This window comes from Chlorobiota bacterium, assembly GCA_016710285.1.
Taxonomy (GTDB): domain Bacteria; phylum Bacteroidota; class Ignavibacteria; order OLB7; family OLB7; genus OLB7.
Map to the genome: position 1 here is coordinate 4,236,763 of JADJXR010000001.1, position 19,614 is coordinate 4,256,376.

19 protein-coding genes and 1 tRNA gene are annotated in these 19,614 nt (G+C 55.4%); 5 read left to right on the forward strand and 15 right to left on the reverse strand.

The window, feature by feature from the left end:
• Nucleotides 1-2: 2 nt before the first annotated feature.
• The 4 genes from IPM61_15885 to IPM61_15900 all read right to left on the reverse strand — a co-directional run bounded on the left by IPM61_15885 (nt 3) and on the right by IPM61_15900 (nt 4,077).
• Entirely contained in the window at nt 3-1,256 is a 1,254-nt protein-coding gene (locus tag IPM61_15885) for a DUF1343 domain-containing protein (protein MBK8912789.1), read from the reverse strand.
• A complete protein-coding gene (locus IPM61_15890; GenBank protein ID MBK8912790.1) occupies nt 1,237-1,923 on the reverse strand; it encodes an HAD family hydrolase in 687 nt (228 codons plus the stop codon). Before IPM61_15890 ends, IPM61_15885 begins: the two co-directional genes overlap by 20 nt.
• 99 nt (nt 1,924-2,022) lie before the next feature.
• Nucleotides 2,023-3,117 (reverse strand): redox-regulated ATPase YchF, encoded by a 1,095-nt coding sequence (ychF, locus tag IPM61_15895; protein MBK8912791.1) that lies wholly within the window; start codon nt 3,115-3,117, stop codon nt 2,023-2,025.
• A 54-nt stretch (nt 3,118-3,171) separates the two neighbouring features.
• Nucleotides 3,172-4,077, reverse strand: a complete 906-nt coding sequence (locus tag IPM61_15900) for a sugar nucleotide-binding protein (protein MBK8912792.1) — start codon at nt 4,075-4,077, stop codon at nt 3,172-3,174.
• 244 nt (nt 4,078-4,321) lie between these two features.
• On the opposite strand from IPM61_15900, the gene IPM61_15905 reads away from it, so the two are divergent.
• The 5 genes from IPM61_15905 (at nt 4,322) to IPM61_15925 (ending at nt 7,770) form a co-directional block, all read left to right on the forward strand.
• Nucleotides 4,322-4,879 carry a hypothetical protein gene (locus IPM61_15905; protein MBK8912793.1) on the forward strand — a complete coding sequence of 186 codons (558 nt, stop codon included), beginning with the start codon at nt 4,322-4,324 and terminating at the stop codon, nt 4,877-4,879.
• A gap of 125 nt (nt 4,880-5,004) precedes the next feature.
• The gene (locus tag IPM61_15910) at nt 5,005-5,553 is read left to right on the forward strand and encodes a C39 family peptidase (protein ID MBK8912794.1); all 549 of its coding nucleotides are present in this window, start codon (nt 5,005-5,007) and stop codon (nt 5,551-5,553) included.
• Between the two features lie 1,394 nt (nt 5,554-6,947).
• A tRNA-Ser gene (locus tag IPM61_15915) sits at nt 6,948-7,036 on the forward strand.
• A 48-nt stretch (nt 7,037-7,084) separates the two neighbouring features.
• Nucleotides 7,085-7,360, forward strand: a complete 276-nt coding sequence (locus tag IPM61_15920; GenBank protein ID MBK8912795.1) for a GIY-YIG nuclease family protein — start codon at nt 7,085-7,087, stop codon at nt 7,358-7,360.
• A gap of 134 nt (nt 7,361-7,494) precedes the next feature.
• Nucleotides 7,495-7,770 (forward strand): GIY-YIG nuclease family protein, encoded by a 276-nt coding sequence (locus tag IPM61_15925; GenBank protein MBK8912796.1) that lies wholly within the window; start codon nt 7,495-7,497, stop codon nt 7,768-7,770.
• Between the two features lie 365 nt (nt 7,771-8,135).
• On the opposite strand, the gene IPM61_15930 is transcribed toward IPM61_15925, so the two are convergent.
• The 11 genes from IPM61_15930 to IPM61_15980 all read right to left on the reverse strand — a co-directional run bounded on the left by IPM61_15930 (nt 8,136) and on the right by IPM61_15980 (nt 19,457).
• Nucleotides 8,136-8,453: a DUF1992 domain-containing protein gene (locus tag IPM61_15930; GenBank protein ID MBK8912797.1), complete on the reverse strand. Its 318-nt coding sequence runs from the start codon at nt 8,451-8,453 to the stop codon at nt 8,136-8,138.
• A 183-nt stretch (nt 8,454-8,636) separates the two neighbouring features.
• The gene (locus tag IPM61_15935) at nt 8,637-11,459 is read right to left on the reverse strand and encodes a flagellar basal body rod modification protein (protein MBK8912798.1); all 2,823 of its coding nucleotides are present in this window, start codon (nt 11,457-11,459) and stop codon (nt 8,637-8,639) included.
• A 181-nt stretch (nt 11,460-11,640) separates the two neighbouring features.
• A complete protein-coding gene (mce, locus tag IPM61_15940) occupies nt 11,641-12,039 on the reverse strand; it encodes a methylmalonyl-CoA epimerase (protein MBK8912799.1) in 399 nt (132 codons plus the stop codon).
• 70 nt (nt 12,040-12,109) lie between these two features.
• Nucleotides 12,110-12,904 carry an NTP transferase domain-containing protein gene (locus tag IPM61_15945; protein MBK8912800.1) on the reverse strand — a complete coding sequence of 265 codons (795 nt, stop codon included), beginning with the start codon at nt 12,902-12,904 and terminating at the stop codon, nt 12,110-12,112.
• A gap of 133 nt (nt 12,905-13,037) precedes the next feature.
• Nucleotides 13,038-13,430 carry an aspartate 1-decarboxylase gene (locus tag IPM61_15950; GenBank protein ID MBK8912801.1) on the reverse strand — a complete coding sequence of 131 codons (393 nt, stop codon included), beginning with the start codon at nt 13,428-13,430 and terminating at the stop codon, nt 13,038-13,040.
• 145 nt (nt 13,431-13,575) lie between these two features.
• Nucleotides 13,576-14,421: a pantoate--beta-alanine ligase gene (locus tag IPM61_15955; GenBank protein ID MBK8912802.1), complete on the reverse strand. Its 846-nt coding sequence runs from the start codon at nt 14,419-14,421 to the stop codon at nt 13,576-13,578.
• 78 nt (nt 14,422-14,499) lie between these two features.
• Nucleotides 14,500-15,450, reverse strand: a complete 951-nt coding sequence (gene rocF, locus IPM61_15960; GenBank protein MBK8912803.1) for an arginase — start codon at nt 15,448-15,450, stop codon at nt 14,500-14,502.
• A gap of 136 nt (nt 15,451-15,586) precedes the next feature.
• A complete protein-coding gene (locus IPM61_15965) occupies nt 15,587-16,447 on the reverse strand; it encodes an acetyl-CoA carboxylase carboxyltransferase subunit beta (protein MBK8912804.1) in 861 nt (286 codons plus the stop codon).
• Between the two features lie 149 nt (nt 16,448-16,596).
• Nucleotides 16,597-17,238 carry a tRNA (adenosine(37)-N6)-threonylcarbamoyltransferase complex dimerization subunit type 1 TsaB gene (gene tsaB / locus IPM61_15970; GenBank protein ID MBK8912805.1) on the reverse strand — a complete coding sequence of 214 codons (642 nt, stop codon included), beginning with the start codon at nt 17,236-17,238 and terminating at the stop codon, nt 16,597-16,599.
• Between the two features lie 109 nt (nt 17,239-17,347).
• Nucleotides 17,348-17,830: a tRNA (adenosine(37)-N6)-threonylcarbamoyltransferase complex ATPase subunit type 1 TsaE gene (tsaE, locus tag IPM61_15975; protein ID MBK8912806.1), complete on the reverse strand. Its 483-nt coding sequence runs from the start codon at nt 17,828-17,830 to the stop codon at nt 17,348-17,350.
• 58 nt (nt 17,831-17,888) lie between these two features.
• Nucleotides 17,889-19,457, reverse strand: a complete 1,569-nt coding sequence (locus tag IPM61_15980) for a bifunctional response regulator/alkaline phosphatase family protein (protein MBK8912807.1) — start codon at nt 19,455-19,457, stop codon at nt 17,889-17,891.
• Between the last annotated feature and the right edge of the window lie 157 nt (nt 19,458-19,614).

Genomic DNA, 19,614 nt, shown 5'->3' on the forward strand with positions numbered 1-19,614 from the left:
GCTTACTCATACAACAAATACTCCTCCCTTCTGCCAATAAACCGGTTGAGTTCGGAGGTCCAGCTGTCGGTGATGGTTTTGAAGGAGGCTCCTGAAAGAAGCTGCTGTTTCAGCCGATTCCCCCCGCAGACCTTGTTGAACATTCCCCATTTTGAGGAGGTGTCGGGGGGGAACAATTTCCGCTCGGGATAGGCATCGCGCAGCGTGGTCATTATTGCGATGCAGGCGGTAAACGGGGCGGTGCGCAGGTCCGAGCGGATGATCTGCACGCCGTTGCAGACTTGCCCGTTCGAAAATCCGTACAACGGCTTGTAGCTGGTTTTTCGGAACCATATTCCATCAATATCCAAGCTGTTCAGCCGCTTCGCGAAATCTTCTCCGTCCATCCACGTGGCCCCAACCAGCTCGAACGGAAGCGTGTAGCCAATCCCGATGCTGATAATCCCAAGCTCGCCCAACGTTCCGGTTGCAGCATAGGCAAACCCCGCTTCCGGCGTTGGGATGTGGGGCGATGGCGGAATCCATTGCAGCCCCGTCTCCCTCCATCTCATCCCCCTGTTCCACCGCGCCATTTGGATCACGGAAAGCTCGCATTTCAGTCCGTTCGATAGCCACCCTTCGCCGTTGGCCATCAGCGCAAGCTCGCCAACGGTTAGGCCATAGACGTAGGGAACCGGAACCATGCCAACAAAGGAGCGGAAAGCGGTGTCGAGCACTTCCCCGTCAATCACATCGCCGCCGATTGGGTTGGGGCGGTCCAGCACAATCAGCGGAATGTTCGCTTCGGCGCATCCCTCCATCACTTTTATCAGCGTTGAGATGAACGTGTAGCTTCGGACCCCAATATCTTGGATGTCGTACAGCATCACGTCAATATCCTTCAGCATTTGCGGCGTTGGCTTTTTGGTTGGGCCATACAACGAATACACCGGAATCCCACGGTAGCTTCGGTTGGCAACCTCATCGCCTGCCAGCACCGATCCATCAATCCCATGCTCCGGCGCGTACAAAGCCGTTAGCTGGCAGCGGTCGGTGGCCAGCAGAGCCTCAACGGTTGTTTGCCGGAAATCGCGCCGCACCCCGGTCTGGTTTGTCACCAAGCCAACGCGCTTGCCCGCCACCGGAGCAAAGTTTTGCGCAACAAGAACATCAATGCCAGGAAGCGTCTGCGCGGCGGCAGCGGCGGGAAGCACCAGCAAAGCCAACAGCAAGCGGCAAGCAAGGCGTGCGGCCATGTTACTGGGCCAAGAAGTCATGGATTGGGGATTCATCAAACAGGTTGGAAACTGCATAATCGGGACCGTGCTGGCGAAGCTGCTCCAGCGATAACGTGCCGGTGGCCACCGCCATCGAGCGCAACCCATTGGCGTGGGCGCACTCAATATCACGGTGTGAATCGCCGATGATTAAGGCTTGATCGGGTTGGAAAGGATGCTGATGCAGCGTGGCGGCGCGGCGCAACGCTATCGGCGGAAGATGATTGCGGATCGCGGAATCGGAACCGAAGGCTCCAACAGAGAAAAATCGCTCAAGCTGATACGGGCGCAGCTTGGCCGCGGCCCCGGTTGCAACGTTTCCGGTGAGCACTCCAAGGTGCACATTCGGCAGCCGCGAAAGCCGCTCCAACAACTCCACCACCCCGGGAAGCAGTTCTACGGTTTGTTGATTCAAGTACCGCTCCCACTCCTCGGTGATGACCGGCTCAAGGTCGCGAAGGCACGCTTCGGCATTGCGGCGTTCCAGCTGAAGATACTCGGCAATCTCCAGAAAAATCTGTGGATCGGTTTTTCCGTGAAGCTCGATTTCCGGCAGCTCCCCATCGAACTCCAACAGCCGCCGCACCACCCCGCCAACCACTGCGCGATTCACTGCACGCTGAACACGAACCAAGGTCCCGTCAATGTCGAACAGAAGGAGTTTCATTGGGAGTTGATTGCTGGAAAGGAATATCAGTAAGAAAGGATCAATCCACTATCCATAACAACGAAGCCCATGAGCACCTCATGGGCTTCGTTGCTACTGCTAAACGTTGAACCGGAAGAACATCACATCTCCATCGTTGACCACGTACTCCTTCCCTTCTATTCGATACAGACCCGCTTCTTTCACTGCCGATTCGCTTCCAAGCCGGCGCAGGTCCTCGTAGGCTTGGACCTCGGCACGGATAAATCCTTTCTGGAAATCAGTGTGGATTACCCCGGCAGCTTCCGGCGCGGTGGAGCCTTTGCGGACGGTCCATGCGCGGCACTCCTTCTCGCCAGCGGTGAAGTACGTCAGCAACCCCAGCAACCCGTAGCCGGTGCGGATGATTGCGTTCAACCCTGGCTCGGCCAGCCCAAGCGATGCCAGGAACTCTGCGCGATCCTCCGCCGGAAGCTCGGCAATCTCCGACTCAATTTTTGCGCAGACCGGAACGCACTTGAACCAGCGTGACTCGGCAAACTGGCGGACGCGCTCAATCTGCGGGTTGCCATTGATTAAGCCATCTTCGTCGGTGTTGGCAATGTACATCACTGGTTTGTCGGTCAGCAGGTGGAATTCGCGGAGGATTTCCCGCTCCTTGTCGTCGCGTTCGAAGGTGATGGCAAGATGCCCGTTCCCCAGATGCTGGCGCAATTTGTTGGCCACCTCAATCTCATCAGCCGCCGATTTATCTTGCGTTTTCAGTTTCCGTTGCGCCCCCTCGATCCGCTTCTCCACCGTCTCGATATCCTTCAGGATCAGCTCCGTTTCAATCGTCTCGATGTCGCGGATTGGGTCCACGCTTCCGTCAACGTGGATCACGTTGTCGTCGCTGAAGCAGCGGACCACGTGCGCCACAGCATCCACCATGCGGATATGGCCCAGAAACTGATTCCCCAGCCCTTCCCCCTGCGCCGCGCCGCGAACCAACCCGGCGATGTCAACAAACTCGATGGTGGTGGGAACGGTGCGTTTGGTGTTGAACACCCCCGAAAGCCAGTCGAGCCGGGGATCGGGGACCGGGACCATTCCGGTGTTTGGCTCGATGGTGCAAAATGGATAGTTCTCGGCAGCGATACCCGCCGAAGTGATAGCGTTAAAAAGCGTTGACTTCCCGACGTTCGGAAGCCCAACAATGCCGCAGGCAAAACCCATATCTCTGTGCTCGGTTGATCGTTTGGTTGCTGTTGTTGAAAAACAGCCCACAATCTACCGCGACTTCTCCCGACGGCGAAGTATCTGCTCGAATCCATCTGTAATTGAGCGGGGTTCCCACCCAAGCGAACGGAGTGCGCGGCAATCCAGTTGGATATGGCTTTCGCCGCCAACATACCCCGGTTTTTGGTGGGCTTCCATCAGGTCGCACAGCCGGTGTGGCACGCCGCAAGCATCGGCCCAAGCAAGCCCAAACTGGGCACGGCTAAGGCACTCGGGACCGCCACAATGGAACATCCTTCCCCACGACTCGGTGCGAACAATCGCTTCAATGGCGGTGAAAAGGTCCTCAACAAACAGGAAGGAACGGAACTGGTCGGTGAACAGCGGAGCGGGTTCGTTCCGCGCCCAGCAGCTATCAATAAACTGGGTGAAAGAGTTGGTGTGGGAAGTTCCATCGCCGAACATCACCGATGGCCGAATGATTGCCCAACGCCCGCCACTTTGCTGAAGCACCTGCTCGGCCTGCAGCTTCGATTGGGCGTAGAAGGAATGCTCGGGTGGGTTTGGGGTGACGGATTCATCAAGCGGCGCAAGGCTGGATGGAAGGACAAGATCGGTGGAGAGATACAGGAGCGGAATGCCACGACTTTCGGCAGCCTGCGCCAGCGTTTCGGTCCCCTGGACGTTGACGGAAAAAAGTTGCTGTGGGGTGTGGCCAAGCTGTGGGCGGGCAAGCGCGGCGAAGTGGAAAATATGGGTCGGCTGGAAGCGGCGGATGATCTTGCGAACCTCGGTTCTGTCGGCAAGGTCCAGCCTGACAGCAACCGCGCCGTTGTCGTGATGCAAGTAGTGAGGAAACGTATGGAACGTCCCAACGACGCTGTCACCATGGTTCGCGAAATACCGCGCCGCATTCCAGCCGACAAATCCCGAACTACCCGTTATCAGTAGCTTCATACAATCGGCTTCTTGCTTCGGATACGTTCGTTTCAGGGAAAAAAGGAGACTCTATTTTTTCTTCCCGCAAAGTTCTGGAACACTGGGGCACGGTTGGCTGACGTGTGATTGGTTTGTTCTATTGTCCCTTCCCCCGCCTTTCTTTTTCATCCCCGCCCCGCCCCCTTGCAGCAACGGCCAACGATTCTGCATCTTGCCGAAAAATCGAAGCGAAAAGATGATGGAAAGAACTACCGCCAGAGCAATGGCGAACATCCGAACGTGGCTTGCGGCATTGCTGGGAATCATGGTTCCATATCTACTTCTGGCGCAGGAGGCTTCCGTGCAGCCGCGCCGCCCCTTGCGCCCCGGCGCGATTATGGGGGTGAACTACTCGCCAGCATCACCCGGGGGGATTTCCGTTGACCTGAACGTGGTGACAACGTCGGGAATTATTGGAGGGTTGGAGGTTGGCGGGCTGTTCAACGGAACAAAACGCCCGGCCCACCAAAGCACCACCGCACCGAACAGCAACGTCACCTCGTTGGGGTGGTTCCAGAACTCCGAGCTATTCCTGACGCTTGGCGGCGGGGTCAGCTATGGGAACTTTTACGCCATGTACAACGCCGGCGTAACGCAGCAGCGGAAGTTTTTGCTGGTGGAAGATAACGTCACGAAGACGGTGTATGAGAACGCCACCCAGGCCGATTATCATTTCCTGCATGGGATAGACCTAAGCTACATCGCCGATAACCGCTGGAAGGCCTCCATCGGCTATTTCACGCTGCGGAAGTGGGTGGTTGGGGTTGGATATAAATTCTAGGCACCCCCCCCGCATGGGCTTGACTTGACAACCTATTGCAAACTAACAACGGACATCGGTGTAATCTTGCCACCGATAAACGCTGGCCTTAGAAATGCCACGATGTATCACTTACCAGAAAATGCATGTACATAGGACTCAAGTCGCAGTATCTGAACAATCGCTGGACAACGCAACGCCAACCGATGTGGTGCTGGGCTGCAAGCATCCAGATGATTTTTCAGGCTTACGGGGTGGATGTTAGCCAGGAGATGATCGTCCGCCGCACATTTGGCAGCGACCGTTGGGGAAACCTGCCGAATAAGCCAGGAGGATTGGATGTGATGACGGCCAACCTTAACTATGAGGGCGTGGACCGCAAAGGGCGGAAGTACCGTGTGGTTTCGGCCTTGATGCCGGGCGCGCCTTCATCGGAAGTGCTGATCCGCGAGCTATCCAACGGGCGGCCGATTTTGTTTTCGTACAAAAGCCGTCCGAACATGAATCATGCCGTGGTCTGCACCGCCGTCAAGATTGTTCCCGGGTCCACTCCTCCGCAAATTGAGTCCATCGTGGTTCGCGACCCGTGGCCGTCGGAAAGGCATATCCGCAACAAGGGACGACTGGAATACAACGCCTGGCCATTAGTTCAGAAAGCAACGGCCCATTGGATCATACGGGTAGAATTCTTGTAGAAAATTTTCTGCAGGATACATTCCGATGCTGTTTTGCCCCTACCCACTTTTATTATCTTTGCGCTCCCAAAATTGAGGTGGCCGAGTGGCTGAAGGGAGTGATCTAACAATTTGATTTTTTCGGAGAGGTGGCCGAGTGGCTGAAGGCACCCCGATGGCTATCGGGGCGTAGGTGTCAAAACAATTGTTCTCAATAGAGTTTTTTTCGGAGAGGTGGCCGAGTGGCTGAAGGCACCCCGATGGCTATCGGGGCGTAGGTGTCAAAACAATTGTTCTCAATAGAGTTTTTTTCGGAGAGGTGGCCGAGTGGCTGAAAAGCATCCTGATGGCTATCGGGGCGTAGGTGTCAAAACAATTGTTCTCAATAGAGTTTTTTTCGGAGAGGTGGCCGAGTGGCTGAAGGCACCCCGATGGCTATCGGGGCGTAGGTGTCAAAACAATTGTTCTCAATAGAGTTTTTTTCGGAGAGGTGGCCGAGTGGCTGAAGGCACCCCGATGGCTATCGGGGCGTAGGTGTCAAAACAATTGTTCTCAATAGAGTTTTTTTCGGAGAGGTGGCCGAGTGGCTGAAACGCCTGATGGCTATCGGGGCGTAGGTGTCAAAACAATTGTTCTCAATAGAGTTTTTTTCGGAGAGGTGGCCGAGTGGCTGAAGGCATCCTGATGGCTATCGGGGCGTAGGTGTCAAAACAATTGTTCTCAATAGAGTTTTTTTTCGGAGAGGTGGCCGAGTGGCTGAAGGCATCCCTGATGGCTATCGGGGCGTAGGTGTCAAAACAATTGTTCTCAATAGAGTTTTTTTCGGAGAGGTGGCCGAGTGGCTGAAGGCACACCGATGGCTATCGGGGCGTAGGTGTCAAACCAATTGTTCCCAATAGAGTTTTTTTCGGAGAGGTGGCCGAGTGGCTGAAGGCACCCCGATGGCTATCGGGGCGTAGGTGTCAAAACAATTGTTCTCAATAGAGTTTTTTTCGGAGAGGTGGCCGAGTGGCTGAAAGACCCTGATGGCTATCGGGGCGTAGGTGTCAAAACAATTGTTCTCAATAGAGTTTTTTTTCGGAGAGGTGGCCGAGTGGCTGAAGGCACCCTGATGGCTATCGGGGCGTAGGTGTCAAAACAATTGTTCTCAATAGAGTTTTTTTTCGGAGAGGTGGCCGAGTGGCTGAAGCCCTGATGGCTATCGGGGCGTAGGTGTCAAAACAATTGTTCTCAATAGAGTTTTTTCGGAGAGGTGGCCGAGTGGCTGAAAGCCCTGATGGCTATCGGGGCGTAGGTGTCAAAACAATTGTTCTCAATAGAGTTTTTTTTCGGAGAGGTGGCCGAGTGGCTGAAGGCACCCCGATGGCTATCGGGGCGTAGGTGTCAAAACAATTGTTCTCAATAGAGTTTTTTTCGGAGAGGTGGCCGAGTGGCTGAAGGCAACGGTTTGCTAAACCGTCGTAGGTGTCAAAACCTACCGCGAGTTCGAATCTCGCCCTCTCCGCACAATAAGCCTGCTCAAGTTCTGAGCAGGCTTGTTTATTTTCTCCCCATGGATTCCTTCTTCATTTATATCATCCAGAGCCAAACAACCGGACGATTCTACATCGGGCAAACCAACAATGTCTACCAACGGGTAGTCCGGCATAATCAAGGCGGATGCACTGCCACTCGCAACAAAGGCCCCTGGATTCTGTGCGCTGTTCGGGCATTCAACTCCCGAGCCGAAGCCATGGCCGAAGAGCGAGCACTCAAGGCTAAGAAAAGCTCTCACTTTCTTCGTTGGTACATCCAGCAATTTCCGCCACCGGCATCCCTTTTTCCATAAACCTCACATCCCTGCTGAAGGCACCCCGATGGCTATCGGGGCGTAGGTGTCAAAACCTACCGCGAGTTCGAATCTCGCCCTCTCCGCACAATAAGCCTGCTCAAGTTCTGAGCAGGCTTGTTTATTTTCTCCCCATGGATTCCTTCTTCATTTATATCATCCAGAGCCAACCAACCGGACGATTCTACATCGGGCAAACCAACAATGTCTACCAACGGGTAGTCCGGCATAATCAAGGCGGATGCACTGCCACTCGCAAACAGGCTACCTGGATTCTGTGCGCTGTTCGGGCATTCAACTCCCGAGCCGAAGCCATGGCCGAAGAGCGAGCACTCAAGGCTAAGAAAAGCTCTCACTTTCTTCGTTGGTACATCCAGCAATTTCCGCCACCGGCATCCCTTTTTCCATAAACCTCACATCCCTGCTGAAGGCACCCCGATCGCTATCGGGGCGTAGGTGTCAAAACCTACCGCGAGTTCGAATCTCGCCCTCTCCGCACAATAAGCCTGCTCACATTCTGAGCAGGCTTTCCTTTTTCCATAAATCTTGCCTGAAGGCCAAAGACGCCGCAGGCTAAAGACCTGCGGCTACCCGGTCTACTGAACCTTGTCCGGCTATATCAATCCCGACTGAGACGCCGCAGGCTAAAGACCTGTTATCAATCCCGACTGAGTCGGGGCGGCTACCCGGTCTACTAAATCTTGCCCGGCTATATCAATCCCGACTGAGCCGGGGCGGTTACCCTATCTCCGATTGCTACCCGGGGGAATGATTTTCAGCGCGATTTGGGGATCCGCTCCAACCGCATCCTAAGCTCTAATTCTTTGTTCATAATCGTGCGGCGAAGCTCTTGTTTGCGCTCGGTGGTTGTGGTGGCTTGAAGCTCTTTTTTTAATGCGACTATCTCATTCATCATCTCCACTTCGTAGGGCGGGGTGTTCGCGTTGCGAAGCACATTGAACCCAAGCCGAAGCTCCGCCGGAGCACTGAAATAATCATCCAGATGGGTCAGTGGCTTCCCTTTTCCAGGAAGATTGTCGAACTCCCCACGCTCCATCGCCTCGCGGATCATCTTGTCAATTGGGCGTTCCATGGTGTTGTTGGTTCTGTGGTGAACAGATCGTGAAGCAATCCCCCCGCAACTCTCTCCATTCCGTCCGCTGCCGATTGCGCGTTGGAAGACGAGCACGCTGGCCGATAGAGTGTGACCGTGCTGCGCAATCCGCTGCGATGCGACCAACACACGCTTCTGCTGGCAATGACTTCTGCCCCCCCGCTACCGCGCCACCACGAACTCACGCGATTCCATCACCCCTCCAATTCGAATTCCAACGAAGTACTTCCCTGCGGAAAGCTGAGCGATTATCCCCTCTTCCAACATCACCCTGTTCTCCCCTGCCACCGCAATGGCGGGGGGAATTTGCCCAACCTCCTGACCGAGCGAGCTATAGATTTTCCCAGACATCTCCTTCCCAACAAGCCGCTCGGGGACGGTAAGGCTGACCGTTGCTGCACGGCGCACAGGGTTAGGGGAGATTGCGTTGATAGCGAACGAGGCTGCGGATGATTCTTCCGGCACATCCAACGAAGGGGCATACGCGCTGAAGACCCCTTTCCCGTGGGTGACAACCACCACCCACCGATCCTTCGGGCGCGCCACCACCATGTTCACAACGCTGTTGCCAATGGCTTCTTCCTGTTCCCACACGGTGTTCATCCCGGCCAGTTGCCTTGTGCTGTACAGCCCGGTGCTTGTTCCAATAAGCCAGTATGGACCGAACGCGCCGTCGGAAATTGCTGCCCACCGGAGCGATGGCCCGGCTCCCGTTCCATCAGGGTTCTCCTCAAGATTTCCAGCAACCGGAACCCAACTGATGCCGCCATCCGTCGTGGCAAAAAGGCTCAGGACGTTGTAATTGCAGAAGACGACCATCACGTTGTTCGGGTCCTTGGGGTTCACCGATACGCAGTTGATATAAGCCTCCTCTGGGAAGTTCGTTCCGGTGGCATTGAAGACGTTCGGGGAAGCCGAGGCTGGGTTATCAACCCGGTAGAGTTTCCCCCGCGCCGTGCCGAACCACACTTGCTTCACCGTGGCATACTGGAGCGTGTTGGAGGCCACTGCCGAGATCACATCGTTGGAGAGAGTGACGTTGGGAACTTGATGCCAGTTGATGGTTGCAGGCTCGGCACTGAAATTGGGAATCGCTGTCAGATCGGTATTCACCCAAAGCTGCTCACCCCCTGCCAGATACATCACCTTGTTGTCATCGGGGTCCAGCATGAAGGGGTTGATAAACAGATATGGGCCGCCGCCATCGGGGTCCACCCGTTTGAACGAGGTGACCGAGCCAGCACTGTTCACCGTCCCCCCTAGGATAAAGCCTTCCTGAGCCGAGCCGTAGAACTGCGACTTCCCGTCGGCAATCGCGCAGAAGGAACCATCCGCCCCGCCCAGCAATTTCCACGGGGAGTTGGGGTCGGCGTTTAGCCCCAGCCACGTGCCGTTGTCTTGCAATCCCCCCATCACCATCTCATCGTGGTTTGCGGCCATGTCCACCGCAGCGGTGTAAAATTGGGAAGTGGTGTAGCCGTTGTTGAGCGGGGTCCAAGTCACCGTTGGGGCAAGGCAATTGTTCGTCCTGAAAACCCCGCCATCGTTGGCACTAAGCAGCACCGAGGGGTTCGATGGAAGGAATTCAGCAGCGTGTTGATCGGGGTGATGGTTTGGATATTCGCTGCTGAGTTCAAACTGCGAAATATCCCCCGAGCGATACCCGCCAATCCATTTGGTTTGCTGCGAGTTCACAAAGCCGTTGGTGGAAAGGTACAGGTTGGTCCCGCCAATCAGCACAACGTCGGGATTATCGGGCTTGACCTTTACCAGCATATCATACGAGTTTTGCGAGATGTACTGGCCGAAATTGCCGCCGAACGCCGGAAGACTTGTTGAACGATTTTCCCACGTCCCTCCGCTCCCCGAACCATCCCCCGAAACGTAGGTGTACTTGTAGAAGCTGTGATGTTCGGTCTCGCCAGCGCTGTTGGTGGTGGCGAAGCCTTTCCCCGGGGTTTCGGCAAGGACGTAGAGGATGTTTTCGTTGGAAGGGGCAACGGCAATCACGATGCGGAAGGAGAGCGTTGGCCAATCGGCTGGGGAGATTTGCTTCCAATCTATGCCGTTCGCCGAACGCCAGATTCCGCGAGTGCTGGCCCCGGCTCCCGACATCGTTGCGTAGCAGACCCCGGCGGAGGTGACGGCAACATCGGTGATATGGGAGCCATTGGACACGCCAAGCACCCACTTCCACGATCCCCCACCATCGGAGGAGCGCAGTATCCCGCCGCGCACCGCTGCATAGATCACATCTTCCCCTTGTGCCGTTGGGTCGGTGGCAATGTTCAGCACCGTCTCGAACACTTCGCCAAGTTGGTTCGGGCGTGTGGTTGCGGTGGAGGGAAGTTGCTGCCACGTAATCCCGCCATTGGTGGAGCGGTAGATACCGGTTCCTTTGTAGATATAGTCCCCATGGTTCGAGGCAGTGTTCGCCGTGAACTCACCGGTTCCGTAGTACCAGACCGATTCCTTTCCGGCAATGCGTGATTGGGCAATGCAGGAAACGCTTGGATGTTGCGCTGAACCTGTGCGCGGAATCCAGGAAGCACCGCCATTGCTGGAACTCCACATCCCCCCCGAAACGCCACCGGCCAGAAGATGATTTTCGTTGGTGCGGTCAATCGCAAAAGCGCGGGTGCGTCCGCCAACATTGTACGGGCCACGCTGAACCCAATCAAAACTTCCTTGCACCCGAGACAAGCCAGCAGCCGCCGCACCTTCGCGGGTTGGGAGCGTGCGGGCAAACCGGTGTTCGCGCTCGATGATGTTGGGGGGCAACGTTCCGGTGGCAGGGTCGCGAAGCCGCATCAGCTCCCAGCGGTGGCGTGCCTGCGGGTTTTCCTGCCCAATCCCCGCCGCCTTCATCACCCCCACCCAATCGCGTGGACCGGAAGGGGCAGAAGTAATCGAGTGGAACTGGAACGCTGCAAACCCCAACGCAGCAAAAAGAGCAAGCGGGAAAATGGCGCGGAAGGAGACCATGGCGAGTACCCCGTACAATGATGGATGGATGCGCGAAGATAAGAACGGAGGGGTGAGAAAAATGCAGCGTTCCAGACAGGCCAGGATTTTGTCGGGGGTCGGCCCTGCGCTTTCCGAAAAACAATAATGGAGCAGCCATCACTCTGCTCCACTTCAGGAAGAATACAGATTCGAAATCACCTCACCCCTTCCTCTGGCACAACTCCACCAACACTCCATTAAAACTTGATGGGTGAATAAAAGCGATAAGCATATCGTGCGCGCCTTCGCGGGGGGTTTCGTTGATAAGGCGAACGCCCGCAGCCTTCAATCGGTCAAGCTCCGCCTGGATGTTTTCCACCTCAAAGGCAATGTGGTGGATCCCCTCCCCACGCTTCTCAATGAATTTTGCGATTGGGGAATGGTCAGCAGTGGCGGCGGTAAGCTCAATCACCGCATCGCCAACTGGGAATGAAAGAATCGAGACGCTTTGCTCCTCCACCGTCTCGCGGTGCGGCTCGCTCACGTCAAATAATTCGCCGTAACGGATGCCAGCTTCTTCAAGCGATCGAACAGCAATGCCAAGATGAGAGATTTTCATGCTGGAAACTACGTTTGGGTTGTGTTGTGCTTCCACCCCAAACACGTCGGGGCGATTTCAGCTACGGTTTTTAGCTGGCAAGTGCCTTGCCATCGTTTTCCTTCTTCCCATCCCCCCGCCTTCTAAATTCTTCATCAACCTGGGCTAACTGCTCCACCGTGTTGATTCCTTGAATCTCCTCAAAATCGGATGAGCAGTGGGCGGCAATTGGCAGACCTTGCTGGCGGAAGTAGCCAAAAACGTCGGTCAGATAATATTCGTTTTGGGCGTTGTTGTTGTTCAGGTTTGCCAGCGCAGCACGCAGCCCTTCGGCATCGAACAGATAGATGCCGGAGTTGATCTCCTTCATCGTGCGCTCCTGCTCGGTAGCGTCCCGATGCTCGACGATATGGGAAACGCTTCCATCGGCATTGCGGATAACGCGGCCGTAGCCGGTTGGGTCCTGGGCAACCACCGTCAGCACTGTTCCGGTTGCCCCGCGCACGGTGTGGACGTCCCACAAATCGCCGATGGTTTGGTAGCTAAGAAGCGGAACATCGCCGGAAAGAACAAGGATGTCGCCGGAGAAATCGTTCAGCAGCGGCATTGCCTGCATCACGGCGTGGCCGGTTCCCAACTGCTCAAGCTGCTCGGCAAACTCAACGCGGCCCTGAAAGGCTTCGCCCAGATAGTGGCGAACAGCTTCGCGGTTAAATCCGATAATGGCCACCACGCGGTCCGGCTGGCACTGCAAGGCGCGTTCCACCACGTGATGGATCATCGGCACGCCACCAATCGGGAACATCACTTTTGCGCGCGACGGGTCGTTCATGCGGGTTCCTTTCCCGGCGGCAAGAATTACTACGGCGAAGGGTCGTTGGCTCATAAAGAAGTACGGAAACGATGGTACAATTGAACGCTACGGAAGCAACGAAGCCACACAGAACAGGGGTTTCCTGAAGTCATGTGTGGCTTGGTTGAATTTGGCAGTGCCATGCTTGTGTGTTGCAGCCCGGTTGTCAGACCGACACATATTTTTCCCCTGCACGCTGTTCGTTGCTGCGGGAAATAATATGATTGCGTTTGTCCACCATGATAATCGTGGGCTTGAAGACTTTGGCTTCCTCGTTGGACATCGAAGCGTAGCTGATGATGATGACTTCATCGCCAACGGTTCCCCTTCGTGCGGCTGCGCCGTTTAGGCAGATCACCCCGCTTCCACGCTCGCCGGTGATGACGTACGTCTCGAACCGCTCCCCATTGTTGACATTGACCACCGAGACTTTCTCGTACGGCAGCAGATCCGCCGCCTCCATCAGCTCTTCATCAATCGTTAGGCTTCCCTGGTAATAGAGTTCGGCCTGCGTGATGACAGCGCGGTGGATTTTCGATTTGAACATGAATCGCGTCATTGTTGCTTGCTCACCCTGCAAAACGTGAATGGAATGCGGAACCGGCAGTAAGGACGCGGAAGGCTCCGGAAGAATTGCGGCACAAACATATTGGTATGAACGCCAGAAACCGTTTTCGACCTGTATCGAACACACAGCAACGCCGCTACCGGTTCGGGGCGCGCAGAAGCATATTATCAATCAGCCGGGTGCGCCCAATTTTGCCGGCAATAATGCCAAGCCACGCGGCACCGTTGCCAGCCGGACGGTCAAACGTCAGTGGGTCCACAACATCGGCGTAATCAAGGGCGATTGCCGGGGATAATTGGCGGCGCATTGCCCCTTCAACTTCATCAAGATTTCCCCCACCCTCCGCCACACGTTGCGCCGCACGCAACGCCGCCGAAATTGAAAGCCCGTGCGCCCGGTCTTCCGGGGAAAGATAGACGTTGCGGGAACTCATGGCCAATCCGTCAAGCTCGCGAACGGTTTCCCCAACCAGTAATTGAATTGGGAAATTCAAATCCTCCATCATTTTCCGAATCACCGCCACCTGCTGCGCATCTTTTTGGCCAAAAGCCGCAACATCGGGAAGCACGCTGTTGAAGAGCTTTGCCACAATCGTCGTTACCCCGCGAAAATGGGTTGGGCGGAAGGCACCTTCGTAGCGGCTGGTGATCCCTTCCACATTCACAACGGTGCTGGCTCCATCGGGGTACATTTCTTGGACAGGTGGATAAAAAATAAAATCGCACCCCACCGATTGCAATTTTGCGCTGTCGCCCGCGAAATCACGGGGATATTGGGCTAAATCTTCCGTTGGGGCAAATTGCGTTGGGTTTACGAAAATGGACGCGCCAACAATATCTGCCGCCGTGCTGGCAAGGCTCACCAACGATAAATGTCCGTCGTGCAAAAAGCCCATGGTTGGGACAAACCCTATCCGCAGCCCGCGCCGTTGCTGGCTGCGGGAATATTGCTGCATTTCGGCAACGGAGGTAATGATGTGCATGAGTTAGTAAATCAGTACTTGCAGAACAATGCCGTTTGCGATTATCCAAAAATGCCGCAAGTAGTGTGCAGAAAAAATCTACAGAATTCTTTTTCCCATTGCCGAGGCAACAAGGTCGGCGGCAAATTCTGCACCTTTATTTAGGTTATCAAGGATTGGATTTACTTCGGCAACCTCCATTGAATCGAGCGCGCCACGCTCGGCAAGCACTTCCATAATAAAATGCGCCTCGCGCCAAGTAAGTCCCCCGGGAACTGGAGTTCCCACGCCGGAAGCAACTGTTGGATCAACGCTATCAAGATCAAAGGAAATGTGAATATGATCGGTGCGGGCTTGCAAATAATCGAGCGTTTCTTCCATCACCGTATTTATTCCCTTGCGGTCAATATCGGTCATGGTGTAGGCACGGATATCACGTTCGTGAATAATTTTCCGTTCCCCTTCATCCACGGACCGCAGGCCAATCATCACGATGTTCGTGGGATCCAATTTTTGGAAATCCCCACCCACTCGCGTTAATTCTTTTGCGCCAAGCCCAATCGAAGCGGCAACGGGCATTCCGTGAATATTTCCGCTTGGCGAAGTTTCGGGGATGTTGATGTCGGAATGGGCATCAATCCAAATTACCCCCAAGCGTTTTCCGGCATCGCGGCAGTAGCTGGCAACCCCGGCAAGGGTCCCGATTGCCATGGAGTGATCGCCCCCCAACACAAGCGGAAAATCGCCCGACTTCAGAATTTTTTTCACTTTCCGCGCTAATTTTTCGCACGCGGCGGTTATTTCCGGCAAATACCGCAATCGTGGGTTTTTAATTTTCAGCACCTCCGGCACTTGAATTTCAATATCCCCCTCATCTTCAACCTTAATTCCCAACGATTTTAATCGCCCTTCAATGTCGGCAATGCGGAGTGCCGATGGTCCCATATCAACGCCACGCCGCCCCGCCCCCAAGTCCATGGGGAAGCCGAGCAGATGGATAGCAGGTTTGCGTTTGCGGCGCGGTTGTTTTGCGGAAGATTTGGCTGCCATAACGTGATGTTGTGCGGAAGTTCGATGAAGTTGTGCGGATACTGACAGAGATGCTAAGAGAGCAAGAGAAGCGTTGCCCAATCCCGCCCCGAAACCGATTCGGGACGGGCATTATTCCCCCTTGCTGGCCAATGATTTAGCCAGCAACCTCTGGAATTGGGAGGAGTGTGAGAATGCGGCCCACCGTTTTGCGCAGTTCCTTGCGGTGAACAATGTGGTCCACAAACCCGTGCTCCTGCTGGAACTCGGAGCGCTGAAATCCTTCGGGCAATTTCCGTTTGATGGTTTGCTCAATCACCCGCGGTCCTGCAAAGCCGATTAACGCCCGCGGCTCGGCAAGGGTGATATCCCCCAACATTGCATAGCTGGCGGTGACACCACCAGTTGTGGGGTCGGTAAGGATAACGATGTAGGGGATGCGTTCTTCGGCAAGGAGCGTTAGCCGTGCGCTGGTTTTGGCCATTTGCATCAGCGAGATTGCCGCCTCCATCATCCGCGCGCCGCCGGAAGCGGTGATGCAGATAAACGGAACCCGCTCACGAATGGCATCGTCCACGGCGCGGCAGAACTTCTCCCCCACGACCGACCCCATGGACCCGCCGATAAAGCTGAAATCCATGATTGCCAGCGAGATACGCTGCCCGCTAACATCCCCCAACCCCGTCCGCATTGCGTCGGCCAAGCCGGTCCGCTTGGTGGCTTTGCGCAGCTTCACTTGGTAGGAATCTTCGTCCACAAACTCCAGCGGATCGGTTGAGGTTAGCTGGGCATGGGTTTCGGCAAAGGTGTCGGGGTCAATCAGCAGGTTAATGTAATGGTTGGAACCGATCCTGAAATGGTGATCGCATTTGGGACAGGTGTAGAGGTTTTCCTCAAGCTCACTTTTATAAATGACCGTCTCGCAGCTTGGGCATTTCGTCCAAAGGCCATCGGGCATTTCGCGCTGTTGGTTCTGCGATTCGTCAAGATTCTTGCGGTTACGGCTCCACCACGGCATGATGTTGAAGGTTAAATGGAGGTTGGTTCGTTATCCGGGGTTGCTGCCCGGGGAAGGCTTCATGGTTTTTGATAGAAGGTCCCGTGGCATTGCTTGGAAATGGGCGGCGGCAAGGTGCCGGACGCGCTTTCTTTTTTAGCACTCACCCTTTACCCAATATACAACGGCTCTAGTTCCTTTGGGCTACAGGTTATCCCCAGGCGTTGCAGGAAGATACCATGCTGGCCAACAGCACGTGCGGTAAGCTGGATTGTGCCTTCGGCAAGGCGGTCGGAATTGTGGGATTGCAGCTGCGCAATGCCTGGGCCGGCAGCAATCACGTTTTCATCAAGCAGCAACGGGGCTTGCTCCGGCGGGATTGCCCCGGCATCGGTTAGGCGTAAAAATTCCGGAAGGACTTGGAACAGCGAGGCGTACAGCCCCAGCCGCCCGGCAGGGATCACCGCAAGAACGCGGCTGCGCCGGGTAGCTTTGGCAAGCCCACGAAGCGAGAAGGCAATGGCATCAAGCGTGGGGACCGGAATGATTGGCGCACCGGTCCCAATCGCAAGCCCAATGGCAAAGCTAACGCCGATGCGAATGCCGGTGTAGGAACCCGGGCCGATGGAAACAGCGATCGCGCTAACATCACCGGCCTGCATCCCGACGCTATCCAACGATTGCTGGAACAGCGTGGCAAGCGCACGGTCGTGGATTCGCGGAAGCGCAACGTGAAATTCGGCCAGCAATTGCTCCTGCTGGAACAGGGCAATTCCGCAGGTCTCTCCCGTTGTTTCGATTGCAACAAGCATTCTACTGTGCCGATGTTGGATTGAAGTACACGCTGATGTCCCAAGCTGAAAAGAACGACCCGACCGTTATGCAGGGCCGGGCCGTTTGTTGTACGATGGCGATGAACCGCTACGGCACAGCATGGGCCGATTGCGGCGAGACCACCTGCATCACCTCGATGCGGCGGGCGTTGCTGTCGGCATCATCATCGCTGTAGAAATGGATATCGTAGCGATTTGGCGGAAGCAGGGCCACGGCGTACTCGGCCCACTCCACCAGTTTCACCCCTTGCTGGTCTTCGATCAGTTCCTCGAACCCAACCTCGCGAAGCTCCGCAACGGAGTTGATGCGGTACAGGTCCACATGGAAGATGGTGACCGGCTTCTCCTTCCGGCTAACCCCTTCATACTGGTTGACGACGGTGAAGGTGGGGCTAGAGACGATCTCCTCCACCCGGAAACCGGCGCAAATTCCTTTGATAAACTCCGTCTTCCCTGCCCCAAGTTCGCCGTAGAAAGCGACCACATCCCCGGGCTTCAGCCGCAGCGCGAAGTTCTCCCCGAACTCCTGTGTTTGCTCTGGGCTGGTGCTTAAAAAAATCTCTACGTCCATTTCGTTTTCAGCTTCTGTTCCTTCGCCTGTGATAGCGCGATATGTGCACAAACTCCAATTACCGTGGTGTCAGCGTGGCAACCGGAAGGATCATCTCCTCAAGTGAGATCCCCCCGTGTTGGAAGCTGTCACGGTAATGGTTCAAGTAATAGTGATACTCGGTTGGATAGACGAAGTAGTAATCTTCTTTGGCGATCACATACTCGGTCAGCATCCCCCGTTTTGGCAGCTTAAATTCTTCCGGCTTGCGGACGTGGACGGCAAACTTATCATCCACCTTCACGTTGCGGCCATACTTGTACCGCAGGTTGGTGGAGGTCTCGCGATCCCCGAGGGCTTTGGCCCCCCTCATGCAGCGGATGGAGCCGTGGTCGGTTGTCACCACAATCTGCACGTTGGGGATTGCCGAAAGCGTACGCAGCATTCCGAAGAAGGAGGAATGCTCGAACCAGCTGCGGGTAAGGGAGCGGTAGGCCGATTCGTGCGGGGCAATCTCCTTCAGGATTGGATAATCGCTGCGGCTGTGGGCCATCATATCCACGGCATTCACCACCACTGCCGACAGCTGCGACTGCGCGTAGCTGGCAATCTCCGATTCGATCTTCTTGCCGAAATCGGTATCAATAATCTTCACGTAACGAACCCCGCTGCGAAGGCTGATCCGCTTCCGTTGCAGCAGCTTATCCAGCAGTTCTTTTTCGTACTTGTTTTGGGAGTGGTCGTCGTCGTTCCCCCCTTGCCACAGGTCGGGGTAGTGCTGCTCGATCTCGCTGGGGTACAGCCCGGCAAAGATTGCGTTGCGGCAATAGGTGGTGGCGGTGGGAAGGATGCTGAAGTAATAGTTTTTTTGGATGGAGTAGTAGCGCGTCAGCAACTCCTCCATCACTAACCACTGGTCCAACCTCATGCAATCAATCACGAACAGGAAGACCGGGCCGGAGTCCTTCTTCACCAGCGGCAGGACGTAGTTGTTGATAACGTCGGGGCTAAGGTGCGGGCGGTCGGGGTTGTCGGGGTTCAGCCACTGCTTGTAGTTTTTCTCCACAAACTTCCCGAACTCGGCGTTGGCATCCCGTTTTTGGTCGGCAAGGGTTTGCTCAAGGCCGATGTCGCGGTGGCGGTCGAACTCCAGCTCCCAGTTGGTCATCTTCACGTACAGCTGGGCCCACTCCTCCCAATCCAACGGGTTCATCAGCTGAATGGCCGTTTGGTTGAACTCGCGGATGTAATCGCGCTGGGCGTAGTCGGCCTCCAACTTCTCCCCTTCCAGATGTTTTTTGCAGGCAAGAAGGATTTGGGTTGGATTCACCGGCTTGGTTAGGTAATCGCTGATGCGGCGGCCAATGGCTTCTTCCATCACCGATTCCGCTTCGTTTTTTGTCACCATCACCACCGGCATGGCGGCGCGAAGGTCCTTCAGTTCGGCAAGGGTTTCCAAGCCCCCCATGCCAACCATGGACTCATCAAGAAAAACAAGATCGAACGATTGCTGGCGAACCAGCTCAACAGCGTCTTCGCCGTTGGTTACGGTGTCAACCTGGTACCCTTTTGCTTGCAGCAGTTTGATGTGGGGGCGAAGGAGGTCAATTTCATCATCCACCCAAAGAATGCGCCGTGATGTTGGCATAGATTCCGTTATCCGTTGCGTGATTGGAACGTTTGGAGGGTCCACGAGAAACCATGTCCCTCTATTATTTCCGTAGCAATTGCTTTGAGTGTCACCTTCTGTTGATTGTACGTTGCTGCGCCCCCGGCAACCCGGCTCCGAAACGAGACACTCCGTT